Origin of the sequence: Mesorhizobium sp. CCNWLY176 (assembly GCF_037153935.1) — a bacterium.
Lineage (GTDB): Bacteria > Pseudomonadota > Alphaproteobacteria > Rhizobiales > Rhizobiaceae > Mesorhizobium_M > Mesorhizobium_M zhangyense.
Genome location: NZ_JBBBDZ010000007.1, coordinates 1 through 18,645 on the forward strand (window position 1 = coordinate 1; position 18,645 = coordinate 18,645).

Here is an 18,645-nt window from a genome sequence, read left to right on the forward strand (position 1 = left end):
ATTACGGACCACCAGCAAGCCTCTTGAAGACACTTAAAACTTGGATCAAACAACAAATCTCCTAGGACAGCCCCAAATTTAAAGTGCTTTTTCCTAGTGCACGCACTTTGCCGTACGTCGCAACGCTGCTGAACATAACGGCACTAACATTCTTAAATTCTTCACGGCTGAAAATGCCGAGCGGCAGAGCCACATCACCATTTTTCAAAAAGGTCTCGCGGCCCTCCTGGTCGTATAGCAGCCGTTGCATTGCGACGTCGCCTAACTGGAAGCTATCAGGAGTAGCAAAATTATGGAGGGCGATAACATACGGCCTATCTCTGACATGAGGCAGCGTAGAGTATCGCCTTTCATAAAGACGCCGCTTGGCATCAAGGCTGTTATAAAAGCGAGCTAGAGTTTCGGTGTATCGCTGTTCGATATCCTGGGATCTTGTCAGATCGGATAGCGTCTTTTCCCATTCCGCCTTTGCACCCATCGCGTGGCTCGATATGACAGCCTCGATTAATAGTGGGACATCAGATGCCACAAAATCAGGGGCCTCATGGGAAAAGTCTATTCCAATCCCAAGGCTTTTCATCACTGCGAAAAGGTAGAGTTCCCACCAGCAGGAATTGAACGTCAATTGAAATTCCTGAACGAATTTCCCGTCTCTATCGACGAACCCTTCGGCCCATTGGGACAGAACCTCCCGGACATCCCAATCGGTGTCCGAGAGCATTCTAATGAAATTGGGGTGCTGCCTTGAAAGAGGAACGACTGGCGTAAAGAGATCAATGGACATGATTTGACCGCGTCATGGTTCCGAGACGGAATGAATGATTGAGAGCAAAGCCAAATCAAAAAAACAGCTGGTCCGGCTATCCAGAATTGGTCATTTGCTATCGTTCTCCTCAAGAGGGCCGCCGCGCTCCAAAATGGCCTTGCCCTTCAGCGAGGATGTCGTCCTAACGACGGTCAAAACAAATGTTCTCGACTTGTCCTGGATTGTCTGGGGACCTCGTTTGGCACTCGCATCGAGCATTTCGTCAAAGCGACTGCGTGCTTCCTCAATTGTCCAGATGCCTGTCCCAATAGACATTGCCTTCTCCACGTCACTAGTCATGGGCAGCGGATATATACGCCACCGTGGACATCACCGCTATTAACGGAATGCCGGCGATTTTATTGCTTACGTATGGTTTTCGTACGTCATATTTCAATTCGAGATCGCCGTGAGCCCTCCCGAGATGTTTATTCTCGACACGAATGTGTTGAGTCAGTTTGCATATAGGAAACCACATCCCGGAATTTTGTCGTGGCTGCAAAACCTATCTGCCTCTGTTGCCATCCCATTCGGTGCCGTCATCGAAATCCAAAGGGGCATTGAGAAACTCTCGCTGCACGACAGCGTCCGTTCATCTGCGTTACAAGAATGGCTGCAATCTCTTCTTGTGTCGGATATCCCATTTTTGGGCATGGACGCACCTACAGCCCAGCTCTATGCGAGAATGACCGCGGTTCCCGCGCTACGTGACTTCTGGATGCCTCCCGCAAATGCGAAGACACCAAAGCTCGGTCAGGATCTGTCCATCGCTGCCACCGCCATTATCCATAATGCCCCAATCGCGACGATGAATACCAAAGATTTTCTGCGGATCAATGGCTTCTTCCCACTCCCTGGGGTGTTTGATCCCGCGGCCGCTACATGGTCAGTAGCGCCCGCAAATTGGGGCATCCATCATCAGCCTGTGTGCATTCAATAATACGATGGGCTGTTTCGGAAACTAGGCTCTGAATCTGTGATTTGCGTGGTGTTCCCTTGAGAGTTCAAGGATATGTCCGCATTGATAGCTGCGAGCAGCGGTCATGCTCTCGACGGCACGGCGTGTTCCGTCATTCGTCATCTGCAGATAGTGTTGAGTCGAGGTCGACCTCGACGTCCCCGACCAGCGCTTCCAGCCGATCACGCAGCGCCCCGTCGAAGGCCTGCAGCCGCTCGGGGTGGGTCTGTATATCAGCTTCAAGAAAATCGAGAGATGCGCCGAGCACCGGGTCGGCAGCGCCGCGACAGGTAATGCCGCGAACAGTTTGTGTGATTAATCTGAGCCACCGCGACCCCTTGGAGTTGCTGGCCAATACCAAGCGCTCGATGTCGGAGCCTGCGACTTCGCCAAGTTGAAGCAGTCGTTGGCTGATTTCCTCCACTGCTTTCCTATGCCTGACGATCAACATTTTTGCTCTGCGGAACTCGCTATTTAGTGTTGCATCCACCAATCTTCGCAGGTCTGAATCTTGTTGCAGAAGTGAGAACAAGTGGCGATCTTCGTCGGAGCTGCGGTATTGAAAGCTATTGCCCAGGCCGTAGCTGGCCTCCATTCGCAACCCGCTCATGGTCGCCTGATGGAGATCTGATCCTTCTCGACCACCAGCTCCCGCCGAACGGCAGCCGAGAATTACGTCTTCAGCCGCCATACCACCGAGTGAAAGCGCAATACCGTCGAGATATTGATCTCGCAGTCGCTCCTGCACTTGTTCACCCTGGAATACTGCGCCCCCACCTTGGCGAATTCCCGAAATCGTCGGATCGAAGTGCTCCAAAATCGTGATCTTCTCCAACTTGCCGACGCCCAGGACGAGCCCCACAACAGCGTGCCCAGCTTCGTGAATAGCTGCTCGGTGACGAACTCGGGCCGGAACAGGAAGCAACGCTGGCAGCGCCCCAATCAGGTCGTCCATGAACAATGGGCGTTTTGAACGGCGTGCCGATCTGCGGGCATTACGGACGAGCATTTCCAAAGATGCGCCAGACCAACCTTCAGTCCGCTTACATAGCTGTTCCAGGTCGCAATTGCAGAGATCGTTGCGTAGGTGCCATCTTAGAATTCCGTGGCGTCCTTCATGGTCTGGGTTTTGAATTCTCAAATGGCGATCGAAGCGGCCTGGGCGGGTGAGCGCCGCATCAATCAAAGCTGGTTGATTGCAGGCTCCTACAACGACAACTCCCTCGCGGCCTTCGACGCCATCCATGCATTCGAGGAGTGCCGATACAACTTCGGTCGAGTATTGACGGTTATGGCCATCAAAGTGCTCACGATCACCGATCGCATCGATCTCATCGAGGAATACAACACTGGGCACATTTGCCTTCGCCTCTTCGAAGGTTTTGCGCATGGCCTTCAACATCTCTCCAAGATGGCCTTGGGATTGCCATCGCGCGACCGATCCCAGAACTAAGTGGGCGTCGCAACTGCGGGCCAACGCAGCAGCAAAGGTGGTCTTCCCGGTTCCGGGCGGCCCAGACAAAAGGAGCCCCCTGTCGACCTCACTCCACTGAATTTTTCCAGATCGCCAGTCCGCCAGATCTACCGCTAATTGCTTTCCCCATTCGCATGCCTCGCCGAGTCCATGCAGGTCCTCGAGAGTTGGAGCCGAGTTAGATCGTGGTGTTTCCGTCTTGTGCTCAATGGCAAGCTTCATGCGCTCGATAGACGCAGCAATCGACCTGCCCCTTCGAAGCCCTGCCGCAATGATGGGGAATGGTAGGGCTGAGATGAACTCTGCCTGAGTTTTGTTGGCTTTTTCATTTAGGCATAATCGGCAGGCCGCCGAAATATGCTCGGGCGTCGGTTTTTCAACGTGAACGATGGCGTCAGCCATAATCGCAAAATCACTGGGCAGTGCTTCTAGGGCTTCCGCGACCACAAGAACCTGGGCGTAGTCGCGCAACGCTGCAGTCAGACTTGCATCGTTGGATTTCGATGACCCTTTGCATTTTCGGCCAATCACAATGGAGCGGTCATCTTCGAGGTCGAATACACGGGCGAAGTTACTCGTCGCGATTAGGCGTGCAGCTTTTTCGTAGACCTCGATGTCCGCATTTTCTGGGATGACAATGCCAATCACGGCGGGCAACCCCCTCTGCAGGTTGCGCTGTCCGCGGCATGCTTTGACGATTCCGCAATAGGCGAGAAAAGTGGTCGGAGATTTGTTCAGTTTGTTCCGAAATTTTTTCATATCGTTGGTCACCATGCGGCTAATGCCACAGCGTATTTTCAACTGGCGGCATTGGCGGTGAGATTGGGATCAGGAGCGACAGCGCCTGACTGTGGTCTCTGGTCCAATTCTGGCCCCGTCGAGATCAGCCTCGACGAAACGATGCAGGATGAGCGAAGCGAGACCAGCTATCGCGCGGGTTTCATGGAAGACGGGCAGGCATTCCGCGAACGTCAGCGATCCTTGCTCGTCGAGAGCGGCAAGCAGCCGAATTCGATCGCCTAACGGACACTGCCATCGGGCGTAGCGAAGCAGATCGCGGGAATTCTCTAGGCGAAAGCCAGATTGAATTTCATGGACTGACGAAGATTGATATCCCCGTCCTGATGATCGAACGGCTTCAGCAATCCAAGCGTTTTCGACAACACCGCTTGCAGCGTCATGCAGCCAGACTTCGCCCGGCCCTTCGACAAGGAAATCAGGAACGTGAAGTGTGGTTCTTCTACGAAATGCGATGGGCAAACACGACCAAGACTGCACGTCGGGGTCTGTATCAAGAAGACAAGCCAAATCACGTGCGAGTTGGCTGCGAAAAAGAGGCTCACCAAGGCACCTGACCGTGCCTTTAGGTTTAAAGCTATTACCTGCCGCCTTCGCTCGAACAGCAGCAAGGTACTCGTCAGAAATGCTCGGCTGGGTAGACATCTGTCACTCTCAAACGCGGTACTGCAACGAGTCGCTGCGGATTGGCAGCGAGCGGAGCAGTCAACGTATGAGATGTGTCAGATGAGTTGTCATGTCCGGAACAAATAGCGAACAAGTATGCCCCGGTCAACCAGGAATTTAGGGTCGCGGGGTCTTCCGCAGCCTACCTGGTTTTGGCTGTTTATTGTGTTCTGCTGCTAACCGCAGCATGGCTGCCCTTCGCCCTTCGCGGGTCCACAGCACGAGCTGGTTGCCTTCTGCTCGGCCAGCCAGCGATCCCTGGGCTTGCAGCTTGCGGCCCTCGGCAATAGCTCGACGCGAACATGGCCATCGACAATGACGGGTTTCGATGCCTTGTGAAGTTGCATTGGCGCGACGCCATCGCTGACCTCGAATGTGAGCTTTGCCGTAGGATCAAGCGCCAGATGCTCCGTGACCTTGCGGATGATGGCAGTGAACTTGCCCGATGGCATATGCGTGCGTTCACCCTCTTCGACATCCCATAGCTGAATGAAAATCTCGGTCCAGGATTCATGGTTGGCACCGCAGTCCAGTGCAGAGAACGCGCCAGCCTTGACCTCGGTGACGTGATAGCCGGGTTTCACAGGCCTCCCGTCATAGCTGAACAGCAGTGGCATATCCTTGTGCTCTCCGAGGAAGTCGAGCAGTTCGCCAATCGTGATGTCTTCAAAAGCGGTTTGGGTGGCCAATTTAAATTCGCGGTTGTCAGGAGTGAGCATCTGCGTTATTCCTCGTTTTGACATTTCTAGGATTATTGAAATATGGATGAACGTCAAGCTCTAATCGCGTTTGGGGCTATGTCCCAGGAAACCCGCCTGAAGATCGTCCGCCTGCTGGTGAAGGCAGGTCCAGAAGGCATGGCTGCTGGCAATATCGCCGAAGCGGCAGGGGTATCGGCCTCAAACGTATCGTTCCATCTCAAGGAACTCGAGCGTGGTGGGCTGGTCGCTGCTCGCCGCGACTCGCGATCGATTGTGTATTCAGCAGAGTTTCAGGCGTTGAGCGGCCTGATCCGCTTTCTGATGGAAGATTGCTGTGCCGGAAACCCGGCAATATGCGCACCCGCCCTCGTCCCGTCGTGCTGCGAACCAGCGGATATAGTTCAATGATTGTCCTGGGTGAACAGGTCACTCCTGATGATCAGGATTTCATCGCTGCTCTCGAAGCAGAGCAGTTGCCGATCGACGATCTCGGCGAAAACGGCCGCCTGTTCTTCCGCTTCACACAGAACGGCACGCCAGTAGGTTTCGGTGGTTTCGAAGCACTTGGAGAGCACGTGCTTCTCCGTTCAATCGTTGTTTTCCCGCAATTTCGCGGTCAGGGGATCGGCCATCTCATTGTCGAAAGCTTGCTGGAGCATGCCGCCTCGCTTGGCGCGAAAAATGCCTATCTGCTGACAACATCTGCCGCCGACTTCTTCGAAGCTATCGGATTCAAGCAAATCGGACGCGATGGAGTTCCGCCAGAAATACTCTCAACACGGCAGGCATCGTCACTTTGCCCGTCAACTGCCACCTTCCTGACCCGCCCGGTTTCGAACCGAGCCGCCATTCCCCAGGCCTCCAGCACCACGGAGATCATCCGATGACCGACCGCATCTACAATGTCCTGTTCCTGTGCACCGGAAACTCTGCCCGCTCAATCCTCGCCGAAAGCATCCTGCGTCAGGAAGGAGCTGGCCGCTTCAATTCATTCTCTGCAGGTAGCCAGCCCAAGGGCACGGTGAACCCCTTCGCACTGAAGGTTTTGAAAGCCCTCGATTACCCCTCCGATGGTTTCCGTTCGAAAGCCTGGGACGAGTTCGCGGCGGCTGGTGCACCCGAAATGGATTTCGTCTTCACTGTCTGCGACGACGCGGCTGGCGAGGTCTGTCCTGTTTGGCCAGGGCAACCGATGACCGCCCATTGGGGCATCGAGGATCCTTCCAATGTCGAGGGCACCGACATCGAGAAGGAACGCGCCTTCAGTACTGCAGCCCGCTTCATGAAGAACCGCATCATGGCGTTCCTCAGCCTGCCGCATGCCTCGATCGGCCGCATGGCGCTCGACCACCATCTTAAGGCTATCGGTAAACTTGAGGGAACGACCTCGAAAAGTACGGACGCAGCCTGATCATGTCGACATTCGAACGCTATCTGACCCTCTGGGTCGCACTGTGCATTGTCGTTGGGATCACCCTCGGCCATCTCATGCCGGGAGTATTTCAGGCAATCGGTGGTGCGGAGATTGCCAAGGTCAACATCCCTGTCGCCGTTCTGATCTGGCTGATGATCATCCCGATGTTGTTGAAGATAGACTTCGCCGCTCTCGGTGAAGTCGGCCGTCACTGGCGCGGCATCGGCGTGACACTGTTCATCAACTGGGCGGTCAAGCCGTTCTCGATGGCGCTGCTCGGCTGGCTCTTCATTGGCTGGCTGTTCCGGCCCTATCTGCCGGAAACACAGATCGATTCCTACATTGCAGGCCTGATTATTCTGGCTGCGGCCCCTTGCACGGCCATGGTCTTCGTCTGGTCGAACCTGACCAAGGGCGAGCCGCATTTCACGCTGTCGCAGGTGGCGCTCAATGACGCCATCATGGTGGTCGCCTTCGCGCCGATCGTCGGCCTGCTGCTTGGCCTGTCGGCGATAACCGTGCCATGGGACACACTCGTCCTCTCTGTCGTTCTCTACATCGTCATTCCCGTTATCATCGCTCAACTGGTGCGCCGCAGCCTGCTTGCGTCTGGTGGCCAGGCCGCGCTGGATAATCTGCTGCGGACGCTGCAGCCATTATCGCTTGTCGCACTTCTGGCGACCCTTGTTTTGCTGTTCGGTTTTCAGGGCGAACAGATCATTGCGCAGCCCACGATCATCGCGCTGCTTGCCGTTCCGATCCTGATCCAGGTCTATTTCAATTCCGGACTGGCCTACCTGCTCAACCACATTTCTGGTGAACAGCATTGCGTTGCAGGACCGTCCGCGCTGATCGGTGCATCGAACTTCTTCGAGTTGGCCGTCGCCGCCGCCATCAGCCTGTTCGGGTTCAGCTCTGGTGCCGCGCTCGCCACCGTCGTCGGCGTCTTGGTCGAAGTCCCAGTGATGCTTTCGGTTGTCTGGATCGTGAACCGCAGCAAGGGCTGGTACGAGCGCGGCGCGGCCGTCACTGCAACCAAGGAAGCCGAAAGGACCGCATGATGGACGTCACCATCTATCACAACCCCGATTGCGGCACATCACGCAACACACTGGCGCTGATCCGCAATGCGGGCATCGAGCCGACCGTCATCGAATATTTGAAAACGCCGCCGACACGCACCGTTCTCAAGGACCTGATCAGCAAGGCCGGCCTCACCGTTCGCGAGGCGATCCGGGAAAAGGGAACGCCCTACACGGACCTTGGCCTTGACGACCCGACGCTGACCGACGAAGACCTGCTCGACGCCATGATGGAACACCCGATCCTGATCAACCGCCCTTTCGTGGTGACGCCATGGGGTGTGCGGCTCAGCCGTCCATCTGAGATCGTGCTCGAAATTCTCCCGGTCCCGCAGAAGGGGCCCTTCGCCAAGGAGGATGGCGAACTGCTGATTGATGCCGAAGGAAACCGCGTTGCCTGACCTGCCCAACATTGTGGACGAAGCGCTTCAGCTTCCCGACCTCGTGCGGCTATCCAAGCCGTTCCCGACCCACAAGCCGCGCATCCTGCTGCTCTATGGTTCGCTGCGTGCCCGCTCCTACAGCCGCTTCCTGGCCCAGGAGGCAGCACGCCTGCTTGAACATTTCGGAGCGGAAACCCGCATCTTCGATCCGACCGGTCTTCCCCTGCCCGACGGAGCACCGATCGACCATCCAAAGGTGCAGGAACTGCGCGAACTGTCGCTCTGGTCCGAGGGTCAGGTCTGGTGCAGCCCCGAGCGTCATGGCGCTATGAGCGGTGTCATGAAATCTCAGATCGACTGGATCCCCCTTGCCGTCGGGTCAATCAGGCCGACGCAGGGACGCACGCTTGCGGTCATGCAGGTGTCTGGGGGCTCTCAGTCCTTCAATGCGGTCAACCAGATGCGTGTTCTCGGCCGCTGGATGCGGATGATCACCATTCCGAACCAGTCGAGTATCGCCAAAGCGTATCAAGAGTTCGATGAGGCTGGCCGGATGAAGCCTTCCTCCTATTACGATCGTGTCGTCGATGTCATGGAGGAACTCGTGAAGTTTACCCTGCTGACCAGGGACGTTTCCGGTTACCTGACTGACCGCTACAGCGAGCGAAAGGAAGATGCCGAAAAACTCGAAGCGCGGGTCAAGCTGAAGGCCATCTAGTCATCAAAGGTGTCGATTCAACGGTGCTGCCAAACCTTCACAGCGGACACCACCAGGATCAGGGAAAGAACGGGCAGAAGCACATTGCCAGGCACTATGCCAAGCAATCTCCCACCTATGAAGGTGCCGACAATCGAGCCCGCAGCCATGATCAGAAGGAATGTCCGGTTGCGTTTCAGGACGGAGAAGCTCTGATCCCTGCTGTAGCGGGCAAATCCGGCAATCGTGGTTGGCAGGCTCACAGCCAGGGAAAGGCTGCCTGCCAGCTTCACGTCGGCACCGAATAGCAAAATCAGCGTCGGTATGAGGAGTTCACCGCCAGCTACGCCGAGCAGTGAAGCAACAACACCGATAAAGAAGCCCGCCACTATGCCTGCCGCAATGAGATAGCCTCCGCTCAGGCCAGCCGCGCTGTTGCCATCGTGCCCCAGCAGCAGAACGACGGCCATCAGGACAAGCAGAATGGCAATGATCCTGAAAAGGGTTTCCGAACTGAGCCGCGTCGCCCATCCAGCTCCAACCCATGCCCCGAGAATGCTTCCGGCAAGCAAATTGGCAATCACTCCCCAGTTCTGAAGCAATTCCGCGGCGGGGATGGTCTGCATACGGAACGGCAAAGCCGTTGCAACGACCACGAGGCTCATGGCTTTATTAAGAATGATTGCTTCGAGTGGCCCAAACCGAAACAGACCAATGAGAAGTGGCAGCCTGAATTCGGCACCGCCCAAACCTATCAATCCGCCCAACGTGCCAATGACAGCACCGCCGCCAAACGCTGCCACTCCCGATCGCGAGGTAACTTCGGAATTCTCATTCACTCGCGTCGTCTCCGGGATGGTCTCGATGCCTGACACCTCAATGCACCATTGCAGGTTCAGTTTGCAAACGCACGTTGGCTGTCTTCGGACTGTTATATTTCGACGATTCTCGAAATATAGATTGACGACGTTGGAAACAGCAATTAGCCTATTTCCATGAATATCGAAACAGCAGCAAAACAGCTGGAAGCCCTCGGCAATCCGACACGATTGCGGGTCTATCGAGCACTGGTCCGCGCTGGCGAGGAAGGCCTGCCCGTCGGTCATCTGCAGGAGAAGATCGGCATTGCCGCATCAACCCTTTCCCATCATCTCCATCGCCTTATCGCAACGGAACTCGTCACCCAGGAACGGCAAGCAACGACGCTCATATGCCGTGCCAACTACCCGGTAATGCATGGCCTGCTGGGTTTTCTTGCCGACGAATGTTGCGCGGACGCGGTCTTAATCAAGCGAGACGATGCCGCCTGATTTCTCTCTTTTTTGACGTCAATTTCAGTAATCCCGGAAGAATGGAATATGGCCTCGGCAGTTTCAATTGAGCATCGTCGCAGCGCCATCATCTGGGGATTGGGTCTGACCCAGATCATCGGTTACGGCACGCTCTATTACAGCTTTTCCATCCTCGCTCCCGACATGGCCCGGGATTTTGATTGGTCCCAGGAATGGTTGTTCGGGGTGTTTTCCGCTGCCCTGATTGTCGGTGGACTGGCGGCTCCGACGATCGGCCGCTGGATGGATCGTTACGGGGCTGGCCGCACGATGTCATTTGGATCGGTAATCGCGGCAGTTGCCCTGCTGCTGTGCGCCTTTGCACCAGAACGGGTGACCTTCATTGCGGGAATGGTGGTCATCGAGATCGCTTCGGCCTTCGTGCTCTACAATGCGGCATTCGCTCTTCTGGTCCAGATCACGCCGCAGACGGCGCAACGAAGCATTACCCACCTCACGCTGATTGCGGGTTTTGCCTCGACGTTGTTTTGGCCAATTACCTCCCAGCTTCATGAGCATCTGACATGGCGCGAAGTCTATCTGGTCTTTGCGGGCATCAATCTACTCGTCTGCCTTCCAATCCATTGGTGGTTGGCATCAACGATGAAGGCAATCAAGGTACGTGAGGCTTCGGCCTCGACGTCGGGGTTTGCAGCGGTGATTGGGAACATTTCGAATGAAGACCGATCAAGAGCATTCGTGTTGTTGGCTGTCGGCTTCGCGCTGGAAGGATTTGTGCTTTCAGCCCTCCTGATTCACATGGTTCCACTCCTGACCGCGGTCGGCATGGGCACAACCGCGGTTCTGGTCGGAACGGTTTTCGGTCCCTCCCAGGTCTTCAGCCGCTTCATCAATATGCTGTTTGGAAAAGGCCTGTCGCCACTGGTTCTGGCGGTCATCTCCGCCGCTTTCCTGGTCCTGGGCCTTTGCGTACTGCTGACCACAGCGCCATCGATATACGGCGGCATTGCTTTCGCCATACTCTTTGGTCTCGGCTCGGGCCTGATGAGCATCGTCCAGGGGTCCCTGCCCCTGCATCTCTTCGGCTCGGTCGGCTACGGGGCTATGTTGGGGCGGATTTCGGCCATCCGTCTCATCGCCTCAGCCCTAGCACCGTTTCTGTTTTCGTTCCTGATGGTTCACGTCGGAACATGGTCCGCACTTTCCGTCGCCATTGTGCTCGGCGTTGCTGCAGCGATAGCTTTCGCCAGCATCGGCTGGGGTCGTCGGGCACCAAAATTGGCACTCGACGCAGATGGACTACGAACGGATTGAGTATCTTGCACTACAAATTGAATGCTCGGCTACGCACTGGTACGATGCTCGGTGCTGACATCAAACTCGCCGGACCACCGTCACTCGCGGCTGGCCTGCTCATAGTGCTAGTCGGCGCGTCACACGCTACTGCGATTGGTGGCGTTGACCTGATGTTGAGCTACCAATGACTTCGACGCGTCTCCCCTCCCCCAAGAACTTGTTCGTTTACATCGTGCCGCCAAGCACCTGTGAAATGGTCCTCGCGGGGCGTCTGGAGATCGACACGCAGGTAGCAGCTGAAAATACCAGTCGATTTGAGTACGAACATTCGTATGTCAGTAGGCCAGACGCGGTGCCGCTAGATCCCGTTGAATTGTATACCGTTTCTGAAGGCACATTCATGTCTCGCCACGGTAACGCACTTTTTGGTGCTCTGAGGGATGCCACGCCCGACGCTTGGGGCCGAGCCGTCATTGACCGCATTCTTTGTGATACGGCATCGGAAATTGGTTATTTGTTGCAATCACCTGATGATCGGATGGGCGCGGTGGTCTTCGGCCAAAGCAGGTTGCCGCCACCGCCGAAGACCCACTTCAACTCCTTCACGGACCTTGAACGACTGATGAAAGTAGCCGATGCGATCCACGAAGGTTCCGTCGCAAATGTCGATCTACTGCAGAGATTTGCAACCTCAATGGGAGGTGCCCGACCCAAAACAGTCGTCGAGCTCGAAGGTTCGCTGTGGCTCGCCAAGTTTTCCAAGCCGAACGACAGGTACGACGTCGCTCGTATTGAACACGCAACCATGCGCCTTGCCGCTGAATGCGGGATCGATGTTGCCCATACACGCACCATCTCGATCGGAGAACGTTCCATCTTACTGGTAAAGCGGTTCGACCGTGAGCTTACCGACAGAGGATGGCTACGCCATCGGATGGTGAGTGCGCTTACCGTCATCCAGGGAGCGGAGAATGAGCATTCCAATTGGAGCTATGTCCGCCTGGCTGATCGAATTCGTCAGTTTGGAAGCGCGGAAGGTCGAGATCGGGCTCAACTGTTTCGCCGTATCGCTTTCAATATGCTGGTGAACAACGATGACGACCATCCTCGCAATACTGCGATGATCTCGGATGCTAACCAGGGATGGCGGCTGTCACCAGCGTATGACCTCGTTCCCAAACCCGTTCTCTCCCAAGAACGCTATCTTGCTATGGAAGTTGGCATCGCTGGCCGGATCGCGACGCGCCAAAACCTTCTGTCTCAATGCCAACGTTTCGGCCTAAATATCCCCACTGCCGAAGCCATAGTCGAGGAAATTAGATCAATCATAGAGCGGCGTTGGTACGATATTTTCCGGGAGTCGGGTGTGCCTGAGGCGGATTGTGAAGCGGTTAGGGGCGCAATGCTTAATCCAGGATTTGAGTGGAAAGCAGAACCTGCCTAAATCACCAACCATTTCCAGTCTTGTGATGCGCCGCGAGTGCCTGCTCCTGCCCAGACGACAATGAGCGTTTGGAGCACAATTCTCCTTGACGGGAACTGGCACTGACCCGCGTGACGGTGCCCAAAGGCTATTCTCGTAGGCGGCCCAGAGCGCCGCACTCCGAGGCAATTATGCCTCAAAACTCAATCGACGAGTAACGCCAGACCAGACACATCTGCTTTTTGAAACGCTGATCGAATAGCGGTTTCCATAGAGTTGACCAATTCTCGGGCAGCGCTGCTCCCTTTCGAAAGCACGAGCTCGGAATCTCCTAGTGATGGCAGGAAGCCTGCACCATCAACCCGCAGATCGGCCGTCATCGAAATTTGCGGAAGCACTCCGATGGCCGTGCCAGCTGCAATAGCCGACCTCACCCCCGCCAGGCTTTCGCTTGTGCAAACCACCTGGAAATTGACCCCCGACGCCTCCAACAATTCGAGACAGCGAACCCGCCACCAGCAGGCTTTATCGAACAAAGCAATGGGAAGAGGATTTCGGCCCGAAACTTCCGTGAATGCTGAAGCAGCCCATATGGCTGGCTCTCTATGGATCACGATATCGGCTGGCGACACCTCCTGCGGAGAATGGAGGGCAAGATCGAGTTGGCCCCGTGAAACCAAATCTGGAAATTCTGTGCTGGAGCCGCAGCGAACCACCACTTGGGCATTTGGTTGCGCTTCCGAGAATGATGCCAGTATCGAAGCCAATACCCGTTCGCCATACTCATCAGGTATGCCGATCCGGATTTCTCCGCTGGGTTGCTGTCCTCTCATCTCCATGACCGCGTGATCCAGGATCGAGGTCACCCGTCGCGCAACGGGAAGCAAACGCTCCCCTTGCGCCGTCAACGCCACGCCCCGTCCATGCCGCTCGAAAAGCTGGTGCCCGACGGTATCCTCCAGTTTTTGAATTTGCAGGCTAATTGCCGATTGGGTTCGAAACAGTTTCCCCGAAGCACGGCTCACGTTTCCTTCCTGAGCCACCACCAGGAAAGTTCGCAGGAGGTCACTCTCGAGCTTAGGGAACAAGCTATCGTCAGAACTCATGGCTGATATATATACTATTCGTTTTTCTCATGAAAGTAGACCGCCTATCGTCATGGACAGGAGGCCTGCATGTCCATTTCAGACACCATTCCCCGCCAATTTCGGCTGTCCGTCTGGCTAATATCGATCGGCCTGGTCTCGTTTGCCGCATTCTGGTGGCCGAGAATTGCCTTGGACTTGCTTCGGTTCGTCGCTGCCAGTTTCCTCGACGTCGCAGTGCTCATAGGCATTGGTCTTCTCTTGTCGTCTTGGGTAACGGCAAGTGGTGCAGGCGCGATCTCCGCACAGATTTTCAAGGGTCGCCCCGTCTCGACCATCGTACTGGCGTCCATTGCGGGAACGCTTACGCCTGTCTGCGGGGTAACAGTCCTCCCCCTGATGACGGGCCTTCTAAAGTCGGGAGTTCCACTAGCTCCTATCATGGCGTTTTGGTTGTCATCTCCGGTAACCGATCCAGCGATGTTCGCGGCAACCTGGGCAACACTTGGTCTTTCGTTTGCCGTGGCCAAAACGCTCAGTGCACTATGGCTCGGAGTGTTTGCTGGGGTTGCAACCACGGCGTTCGGCAGCACCCAGGCAGTGAGAAATCCACTTCGTCGATCAGCGACGATTGGAGTTGGATGCGCCACCGCAGCGACTCAAGGGTTCAAGGCCTGGGTTTGGAGTGACCGCGAAAGAAGTCGAATGTTTTGGGCGGATTTCCTGCAGACAACCAAGCTCGTTACAACCTGCCTCACCTTGGCTTTTGCCGCGGAGTTCCTATTGCGTGGTTTTTTGCCCGAACACTTGCTGGCGGACTACGTAGGGGCCAACTCGTCGTACGCGATTCCACTGGCCGTCTCCGTGGGTGCCCCCATGTATTTGGACGGATATGCCGCCCTCCCCATGGTTCGTGCTCTTCTCGATCTGGGAATGTCTCCCGGAGCAGCACTCGCCTTTTTGGTTTCTGGTAGCGCGGTCAGCATCTGGGGGGTGCTTGCGGTGGTCCCGATCCTGCGGACATCGACTCTTGTCCTTTTCGTTGCATTGGCCGTGATCGGTTCGCTGGTTGCTGGATACTGCTTCGACTGGTTCTGGAACCTGTACTGATGCTTCGCCTGTTCCGACGCTTGGCGACGTACCTTCAGCGAGCAGTGATGTCTCCTTCTCCGAAGCGACGTCTGCTTGCGGAACTCGACCAAAGATTGCTGGACGATATAGGCATCACCCGCGAACAGGCTAGGGAGATCGACGGAAGAACCGCGCTTCGGTGTGACAGATCAATGAAGGCGGCTGAAAATACCGTCCCCTTTCCCGCTTCCAAGATTGGGGAGGGCAAAAATGAAAATAATCGCCACTTAGCAGCGAAGATTTGAAAACTTTTGCGACTTAACGCGTTCCGCTAGTCTCACAGTGCCCCCTTGATGGACGCGAAAGTCGCCTCTATTGCATGACTTTCTAGGTGTTTTTGCGAGAGCAGCTAAACGATTTACATAGGCTGCGAAAGGTCGAGATTGCTTGGCCTGCCAACGTATCGACCTAGTCAGGGCGTGAATGCATCCAATTTCATAGGGTAGAAATGGTTGGCACGAGCGACCGCATACTGATCATGGGTAACGGAGGTTCTGGCAAGACTTGGCTGGCCGGAAGCCTTGCTGAAATTTCGCAGCATCCTGTGATTCATCTGGACGATATGCACTGGGAGCCTGGTCATTATGGCATAGCTCGAGAAAGAGAATTCAGAGACAAATTGGTAATGGAAGCAGCAGCGGCCGAGCGCTGGATCATGGAAGGAGTGTACGGTCAGTTGGTCAATATGGTCCTTTTCCGAGTTACCGTGTTGATCTGGCTGGATTTGCCAGAGGAAGAATGCATCGCCAATGCTCAAAGACGCGGCATCCAAGGCGGAGGGAGTGAAACTCGTTTTCAGGACCTTTTGAAATGGATTGCAGAATACCGGGCAAGAAAGAACAACTGGAACTCATTTGAGGCGCACGCGAAGCTGTTCGACGCCTACCCCGGTCCAAAACTGCGTCCCAGAAACCGCCCTGAAATCGCTACCTATTTGGACGCGGTGTCTGCTCAGGGCGGAAACTGAAATTAGCGGACCCGCAACTACATCAGGAAGTGGCGCGTTTAATCAGTAATATTAGGGTGTTGAAAACGGCGTCGGAGCATGCCTTCTTACGTCATGCCAGCCTTCTTCTACGTGCGCTTTAAACCAAATTGCACCGCTGAAATGGCATTTTAACTACCTATCGATCGACGACCTGCTGGGGAGAATTCTCCAAGATTTGTTGCACCAGAAAGCAATCGAGAACTGTGTGAAATGGCTAACGCTGTCGATGAGCGGCACGCGATAGGATGATAGCAGTTGGAAGTCTCTTGGTGTCAGGTTTCTCAGAGCGTAGTGCCACTCACACTTGGGTGAGATTAGAGCGGCATCAAATGATGCGGGCCACGATAGCTATGGCAATTTCGCGCTATCAGCGGTGATAGTGTTGGTGCCGCATTCCCATTTTTTGCATCGGAAAGGGCTCTAGGTGATCACGGCCGGAAAGACGCAATAACATTTTTAAACAGGCTCCCAATCGGGGAAGGCTGCTTTTCCCTCCTCTGATCAGTGAGTAAACCTATTTTCCTCAACTTTATCTCGATCGCCTGCTTCGAGACCTTAAACTCTGACGACAGAGTTGACAGTAATTGATCATAAGGCTGCGAGTTACACGGCTGGTCGTCGACAAATATGTAGCCATGCCCTCGATCTCGGATGTCAAACTTGATCCGGGCTAGGTCAACTTCGGCGCAAAATACGTGACTGGGCAATAAAACATTGGACGCGAAGGAATTGGCTTGGAACTCAAGCCGCTCATAATTGAAAGCATGAACGGCCTCTCCGTCGACAAACAAATCTCTTTCAACGATTGTTTCTGAACGAAGATACCGATCGTGCTTCAAACAAAAATGCCCGATCTCGTGTCCCAGGGTAAACCGTTCTCGATTACTGTTCGCGTGAGAATTTATCGTGATCGATTTGCGATCGAAGTTTGCTGAACCCAGTATGGGCGTGCCATCCTCATCCTCAATTAACTGCTCACTGAATTGCAGGTTTATGGAGAGCATAGAACAAATTTTCTCGAGATCGACGGGGCCAGATTTGTAGCCCACCTGTTCCAGGATCTCCTGAGCTGATTTTTCTATCTGTTCAGCGGTGAGATACGGCACAGATACTCGGGCGCTTCCATCTTCGATCTCATCATCGACGGATAGCCCCGGTTCAAGGCTACGAAGAAAGTGATTGATGGTGCCGAAAAATTTTCCGTCATGAAAAGCCGAGAATTTCAGGGACTTAATAGGACGTTCGTTCCGAAAGATTTGTGATTTTACGAAACGATTCTCGAAACAAAAACTACCACTGCGATCGGCTACGACTTCCAGCCCAGCCCCGTCGTATTTCACGATCCCCATGGATCTGCTTCTGGCGAGATTATCCGCACCGGATTGCAAACGCGAAGATACGACTAAAACACCTTTAGCCGCGTGCCTGAAGATCCGCCCCAATTTATCCGAAAAATCAGTTACGCAAGTCTCCGGAATGCCACCTTCGTAGTTTTTGCACTCAAAAACAATGTAGGAGAATGGACTGGTCCTGCCCTTTTGGTAAATCTCGATAACAACGTCGAATTGAACTTCAGCCTCTCGCTCCTTGCAGTAGTAACCCTTCTTCTTGAAGATCTCGCAGTTTTCTGATGGGTGTAAGCCGTAAACAAGTTCACCTCGACGCTTTTGTTCAAGGAGATACTCATAGAAATTATCTTCCAGCTTATCGCCCTTTTCCGTGGAATTCACGAGAGGCCCTCAACTTTGGCAACAGGAGGATGATATTCCAATATTTTACGCCAATTTACTATTTCCAAGTCGGTGGCGTCTTCAGGGCCGCGCGACGCGTCGATCTGTGTGTGATTTAACTCGCGTTGACCCGACTGCGGCTCCCGCCGTCAACAAAGCGATACTAGGGTGGCACGGATGCGACTGGCCAGACTCTCTGCTCCGGGTGTCGAAATCCAGGTCTGCCAAGCAACGTGAGCCGCACGACCTTCTGTCAATCGGCCCGCAAAGAGGTTTTGCGCGGCGGGCTTCGGCAGTGCGACAGCATCATGAAACTCGAAATCGCGCGTCCATCTGACGGCAGCAATCCAATCGGACTTATCGAGGTTGTGGGGTTTAAGAGAAATCCGAGGAAAAGGCCCATCAGTGCCAAGGATGCGGGACTTCACCTCAATCTTCCCGTAGGTCGGAGACAGAACGTCGCTGCCACGATTGTTCCCGCCGACGACTTCTCCATCGGTGGAAATCGCTACAGCGAGTTCAGCGAGAAGCTGGTGGCTGATGCTATCGTACCGCTTTATGCACTTTGCCGTCCGCAGGATTTGGTACATTTCTGCCGCGTCGTCGCGGGCATGGGTAGCCTTCAACTCAATCTCCATCCAGGGCTTCAAGACTTTGTAAAAACGATGGCCACTTCGGGCCGACTGCGGTCATGGGTAAATCCCTGGAAAGCGGATTCCAGA

General features: G+C 54.8%; 21 protein-coding genes. 12 read left to right on the plus strand and 9 right to left on the minus strand.

Features of this window, described 5'->3' with window-relative positions:
- Nucleotides 1-61: 61 nt before the first annotated feature.
- Nucleotides 62-784, minus strand: coding sequence for a hypothetical protein (locus WBQ96_RS13170; protein WP_336550987.1), 723 nt, complete (start codon nucleotides 782-784; stop codon nucleotides 62-64).
- Nucleotides 785-874: 90 nt separating this feature from the next.
- Nucleotides 875-1,081, minus strand: a complete 207-nt coding sequence (locus WBQ96_RS13175) for a hypothetical protein (RefSeq protein ID WP_336550985.1) — start codon at nucleotides 1,079-1,081, stop codon at nucleotides 875-877.
- A 148-nt stretch (nucleotides 1,082-1,229) separates the two neighbouring features.
- Here WBQ96_RS13175 and WBQ96_RS13180 point away from each other — a divergent pair, with 148 nt between their 5' ends.
- On the plus strand, nucleotides 1,230-1,745 hold the full coding sequence (locus tag WBQ96_RS13180; RefSeq protein WP_336550983.1) for a PIN domain-containing protein: 516 nt from the start codon (nucleotides 1,230-1,232) through the stop codon (nucleotides 1,743-1,745).
- Between the two features lie 130 nt (nucleotides 1,746-1,875).
- On the opposite strand, the gene WBQ96_RS13185 is transcribed toward WBQ96_RS13180, so the two are convergent.
- The 3 genes from WBQ96_RS13185 to WBQ96_RS13195 all read right to left on the minus strand — a co-directional run bounded on the left by WBQ96_RS13185 (nucleotide 1,876) and on the right by WBQ96_RS13195 (nucleotide 5,420).
- Nucleotides 1,876-4,011, minus strand: a complete 2,136-nt coding sequence (locus tag WBQ96_RS13185; protein WP_336550981.1) for a type II toxin-antitoxin system PrlF family antitoxin — start codon at nucleotides 4,009-4,011, stop codon at nucleotides 1,876-1,878.
- Between the two features lie 54 nt (nucleotides 4,012-4,065).
- The gene (locus WBQ96_RS13190; RefSeq protein WP_336550979.1) at nucleotides 4,066-4,680 is read right to left on the minus strand and encodes a hypothetical protein; all 615 of its coding nucleotides are present in this window, start codon (nucleotides 4,678-4,680) and stop codon (nucleotides 4,066-4,068) included.
- Nucleotides 4,681-4,877: 197 nt separating this feature from the next.
- Nucleotides 4,878-5,420, minus strand: a complete 543-nt coding sequence (locus tag WBQ96_RS13195) for a DUF6428 family protein (RefSeq protein ID WP_336550977.1) — start codon at nucleotides 5,418-5,420, stop codon at nucleotides 4,878-4,880.
- A gap of 42 nt (nucleotides 5,421-5,462) precedes the next feature.
- On the opposite strand from WBQ96_RS13195, the gene WBQ96_RS13200 reads away from it, so the two are divergent.
- From WBQ96_RS13200 to arsH, 6 genes are read left to right on the plus strand one after another with little or no spacing between them, the layout of a single operon-like run.
- Entirely contained in the window at nucleotides 5,463-5,810 is a 348-nt protein-coding gene (locus WBQ96_RS13200; RefSeq protein ID WP_336550975.1) for an ArsR/SmtB family transcription factor, read from the plus strand.
- Nucleotides 5,807-6,289, plus strand: coding sequence for an arsenic resistance N-acetyltransferase ArsN2 (arsN2, locus tag WBQ96_RS13205; RefSeq protein ID WP_336550973.1), 483 nt, complete (start codon nucleotides 5,807-5,809; stop codon nucleotides 6,287-6,289). The genes WBQ96_RS13200 and arsN2 overlap by 4 nt, the downstream gene beginning before the upstream one ends.
- Nucleotides 6,286-6,813, plus strand: a complete 528-nt coding sequence (locus WBQ96_RS13210; protein WP_336550971.1) for an arsenate reductase ArsC — start codon at nucleotides 6,286-6,288, stop codon at nucleotides 6,811-6,813. The genes arsN2 and WBQ96_RS13210 overlap by 4 nt, the downstream gene beginning before the upstream one ends.
- 2 nt (nucleotides 6,814-6,815) lie before the next feature.
- Nucleotides 6,816-7,877: an ACR3 family arsenite efflux transporter gene (arsB, locus tag WBQ96_RS13215; RefSeq protein WP_336550969.1), complete on the plus strand. Its 1,062-nt coding sequence runs from the start codon at nucleotides 6,816-6,818 to the stop codon at nucleotides 7,875-7,877.
- Nucleotides 7,877-8,299: an arsenate reductase (glutaredoxin) gene (gene arsC / locus WBQ96_RS13220; protein ID WP_336551018.1), complete on the plus strand. Its 423-nt coding sequence runs from the start codon at nucleotides 7,877-7,879 to the stop codon at nucleotides 8,297-8,299. The genes arsB and arsC overlap by 1 nt, the downstream gene beginning before the upstream one ends.
- Nucleotides 8,274-8,999: an arsenical resistance protein ArsH gene (arsH, locus tag WBQ96_RS13225; protein WP_336550968.1), complete on the plus strand. Its 726-nt coding sequence runs from the start codon at nucleotides 8,274-8,276 to the stop codon at nucleotides 8,997-8,999. The genes arsC and arsH overlap by 26 nt, the downstream gene beginning before the upstream one ends.
- Nucleotides 9,000-9,016: 17 nt before the next feature.
- Here arsH and WBQ96_RS13230 read toward each other — a convergent pair whose 3' ends face one another.
- Nucleotides 9,017-9,817: a sulfite exporter TauE/SafE family protein gene (locus WBQ96_RS13230; RefSeq protein WP_336550965.1), complete on the minus strand. Its 801-nt coding sequence runs from the start codon at nucleotides 9,815-9,817 to the stop codon at nucleotides 9,017-9,019.
- Nucleotides 9,818-9,973: 156 nt separating this feature from the next.
- On the opposite strand from WBQ96_RS13230, the gene WBQ96_RS13235 reads away from it, so the two are divergent.
- From WBQ96_RS13235 to WBQ96_RS13245, 3 genes are all read left to right on the plus strand, one after another.
- Nucleotides 9,974-10,288 (plus strand): ArsR/SmtB family transcription factor, encoded by a 315-nt coding sequence (locus WBQ96_RS13235; RefSeq protein ID WP_336550963.1) that lies wholly within the window; start codon nucleotides 9,974-9,976, stop codon nucleotides 10,286-10,288.
- A gap of 48 nt (nucleotides 10,289-10,336) precedes the next feature.
- Nucleotides 10,337-11,584, plus strand: a complete 1,248-nt coding sequence (arsK, locus tag WBQ96_RS13240; RefSeq protein WP_336550961.1) for an arsenite efflux MFS transporter ArsK — start codon at nucleotides 10,337-10,339, stop codon at nucleotides 11,582-11,584.
- Between the two features lie 166 nt (nucleotides 11,585-11,750).
- Nucleotides 11,751-13,010: a type II toxin-antitoxin system HipA family toxin gene (locus tag WBQ96_RS13245; protein ID WP_336550959.1), complete on the plus strand. Its 1,260-nt coding sequence runs from the start codon at nucleotides 11,751-11,753 to the stop codon at nucleotides 13,008-13,010.
- Between the two features lie 182 nt (nucleotides 13,011-13,192).
- Here WBQ96_RS13245 and WBQ96_RS13250 read toward each other — a convergent pair whose 3' ends face one another.
- Nucleotides 13,193-14,095, minus strand: a complete 903-nt coding sequence (locus tag WBQ96_RS13250; protein ID WP_336550957.1) for a LysR substrate-binding domain-containing protein — start codon at nucleotides 14,093-14,095, stop codon at nucleotides 13,193-13,195.
- Nucleotides 14,096-14,164: 69 nt separating this feature from the next.
- Between WBQ96_RS13250 and WBQ96_RS13255 the strand changes: the two genes are divergently transcribed.
- Together WBQ96_RS13255 and WBQ96_RS13260 are read left to right on the plus strand one after the other, a co-directional pair.
- Nucleotides 14,165-15,184 carry a permease gene (locus tag WBQ96_RS13255; RefSeq protein ID WP_336550955.1) on the plus strand — a complete coding sequence of 340 codons (1,020 nt, stop codon included), beginning with the start codon at nucleotides 14,165-14,167 and terminating at the stop codon, nucleotides 15,182-15,184.
- A 469-nt stretch (nucleotides 15,185-15,653) separates the two neighbouring features.
- Nucleotides 15,654-16,172, plus strand: coding sequence for an AAA family ATPase (locus WBQ96_RS13260; RefSeq protein ID WP_336550954.1), 519 nt, complete (start codon nucleotides 15,654-15,656; stop codon nucleotides 16,170-16,172).
- 449 nt (nucleotides 16,173-16,621) lie between these two features.
- Here WBQ96_RS13260 and WBQ96_RS13265 read toward each other — a convergent pair whose 3' ends face one another.
- On the minus strand, nucleotides 16,622-17,923 hold the full coding sequence (locus tag WBQ96_RS13265; protein WP_336550952.1) for an ImmA/IrrE family metallo-endopeptidase: 1,302 nt from the start codon (nucleotides 17,921-17,923) through the stop codon (nucleotides 16,622-16,624).
- Between the two features lie 149 nt (nucleotides 17,924-18,072).
- Nucleotides 18,073-18,561 (minus strand): hypothetical protein, encoded by a 489-nt coding sequence (locus tag WBQ96_RS13270; RefSeq protein WP_336550951.1) that lies wholly within the window; start codon nucleotides 18,559-18,561, stop codon nucleotides 18,073-18,075.
- Nucleotides 18,562-18,645 lie beyond the last annotated feature (84 nt).

What these genes read in the sequence shown, in the direction of transcription:
- WBQ96_RS13210 (WP_336550971.1), top strand. Translation starts at nt 6,286, where the DNA reads ATGACCGACCGCATCTACAATGTCCTGTTCCTGTGCACCGGAAACTCT.
- WBQ96_RS13250 (WP_336550957.1), bottom strand. Translation starts at nt 14,095, where the DNA reads ATGAGTTCTGACGATAGCTTGTTCCCTAAGCTCGAGAGTGACCTCCTG.
- WBQ96_RS13190 (WP_336550979.1), bottom strand. Translation starts at nt 4,680, where the DNA reads ATGTCTACCCAGCCGAGCATTTCTGACGAGTACCTTGCTGCTGTTCGA.
- WBQ96_RS13180 (WP_336550983.1), top strand. Translation starts at nt 1,230, where the DNA reads ATGTTTATTCTCGACACGAATGTGTTGAGTCAGTTTGCATATAGGAAA.
- arsN2 (WP_336550973.1), top strand. Translation starts at nt 5,807, where the DNA reads ATGATTGTCCTGGGTGAACAGGTCACTCCTGATGATCAGGATTTCATC.
- WBQ96_RS13255 (WP_336550955.1), top strand. Translation starts at nt 14,165, where the DNA reads ATGTCCATTTCAGACACCATTCCCCGCCAATTTCGGCTGTCCGTCTGG.
- WBQ96_RS13260 (WP_336550954.1), top strand. Translation starts at nt 15,654, where the DNA reads ATGGTTGGCACGAGCGACCGCATACTGATCATGGGTAACGGAGGTTCT.
- WBQ96_RS13270 (WP_336550951.1), bottom strand. Translation starts at nt 18,561, where the DNA reads ATGGAGATTGAGTTGAAGGCTACCCATGCCCGCGACGACGCGGCAGAA.
- WBQ96_RS13175 (WP_336550985.1), bottom strand. Translation starts at nt 1,081, where the DNA reads ATGTCTATTGGGACAGGCATCTGGACAATTGAGGAAGCACGCAGTCGC.
- WBQ96_RS13185 (WP_336550981.1), bottom strand. Translation starts at nt 4,011, where the DNA reads ATGGTGACCAACGATATGAAAAAATTTCGGAACAAACTGAACAAATCT.
- arsH (WP_336550968.1), top strand. Translation starts at nt 8,274, where the DNA reads ATGCCGAAGGAAACCGCGTTGCCTGACCTGCCCAACATTGTGGACGAA.
- arsB (WP_336550969.1), top strand. Translation starts at nt 6,816, where the DNA reads ATGTCGACATTCGAACGCTATCTGACCCTCTGGGTCGCACTGTGCATT.
- WBQ96_RS13245 (WP_336550959.1), top strand. Translation starts at nt 11,751, where the DNA reads ATGACTTCGACGCGTCTCCCCTCCCCCAAGAACTTGTTCGTTTACATC.
- WBQ96_RS13235 (WP_336550963.1), top strand. Translation starts at nt 9,974, where the DNA reads ATGAATATCGAAACAGCAGCAAAACAGCTGGAAGCCCTCGGCAATCCG.
- WBQ96_RS13170 (WP_336550987.1), bottom strand. Translation starts at nt 784, where the DNA reads ATGTCCATTGATCTCTTTACGCCAGTCGTTCCTCTTTCAAGGCAGCAC.
- WBQ96_RS13200 (WP_336550975.1), top strand. Translation starts at nt 5,463, where the DNA reads ATGGATGAACGTCAAGCTCTAATCGCGTTTGGGGCTATGTCCCAGGAA.
- arsC (WP_336551018.1), top strand. Translation starts at nt 7,877, where the DNA reads ATGGACGTCACCATCTATCACAACCCCGATTGCGGCACATCACGCAAC.
- WBQ96_RS13195 (WP_336550977.1), bottom strand. Translation starts at nt 5,420, where the DNA reads ATGCTCACTCCTGACAACCGCGAATTTAAATTGGCCACCCAAACCGCT.
- arsK (WP_336550961.1), top strand. Translation starts at nt 10,337, where the DNA reads ATGGCCTCGGCAGTTTCAATTGAGCATCGTCGCAGCGCCATCATCTGG.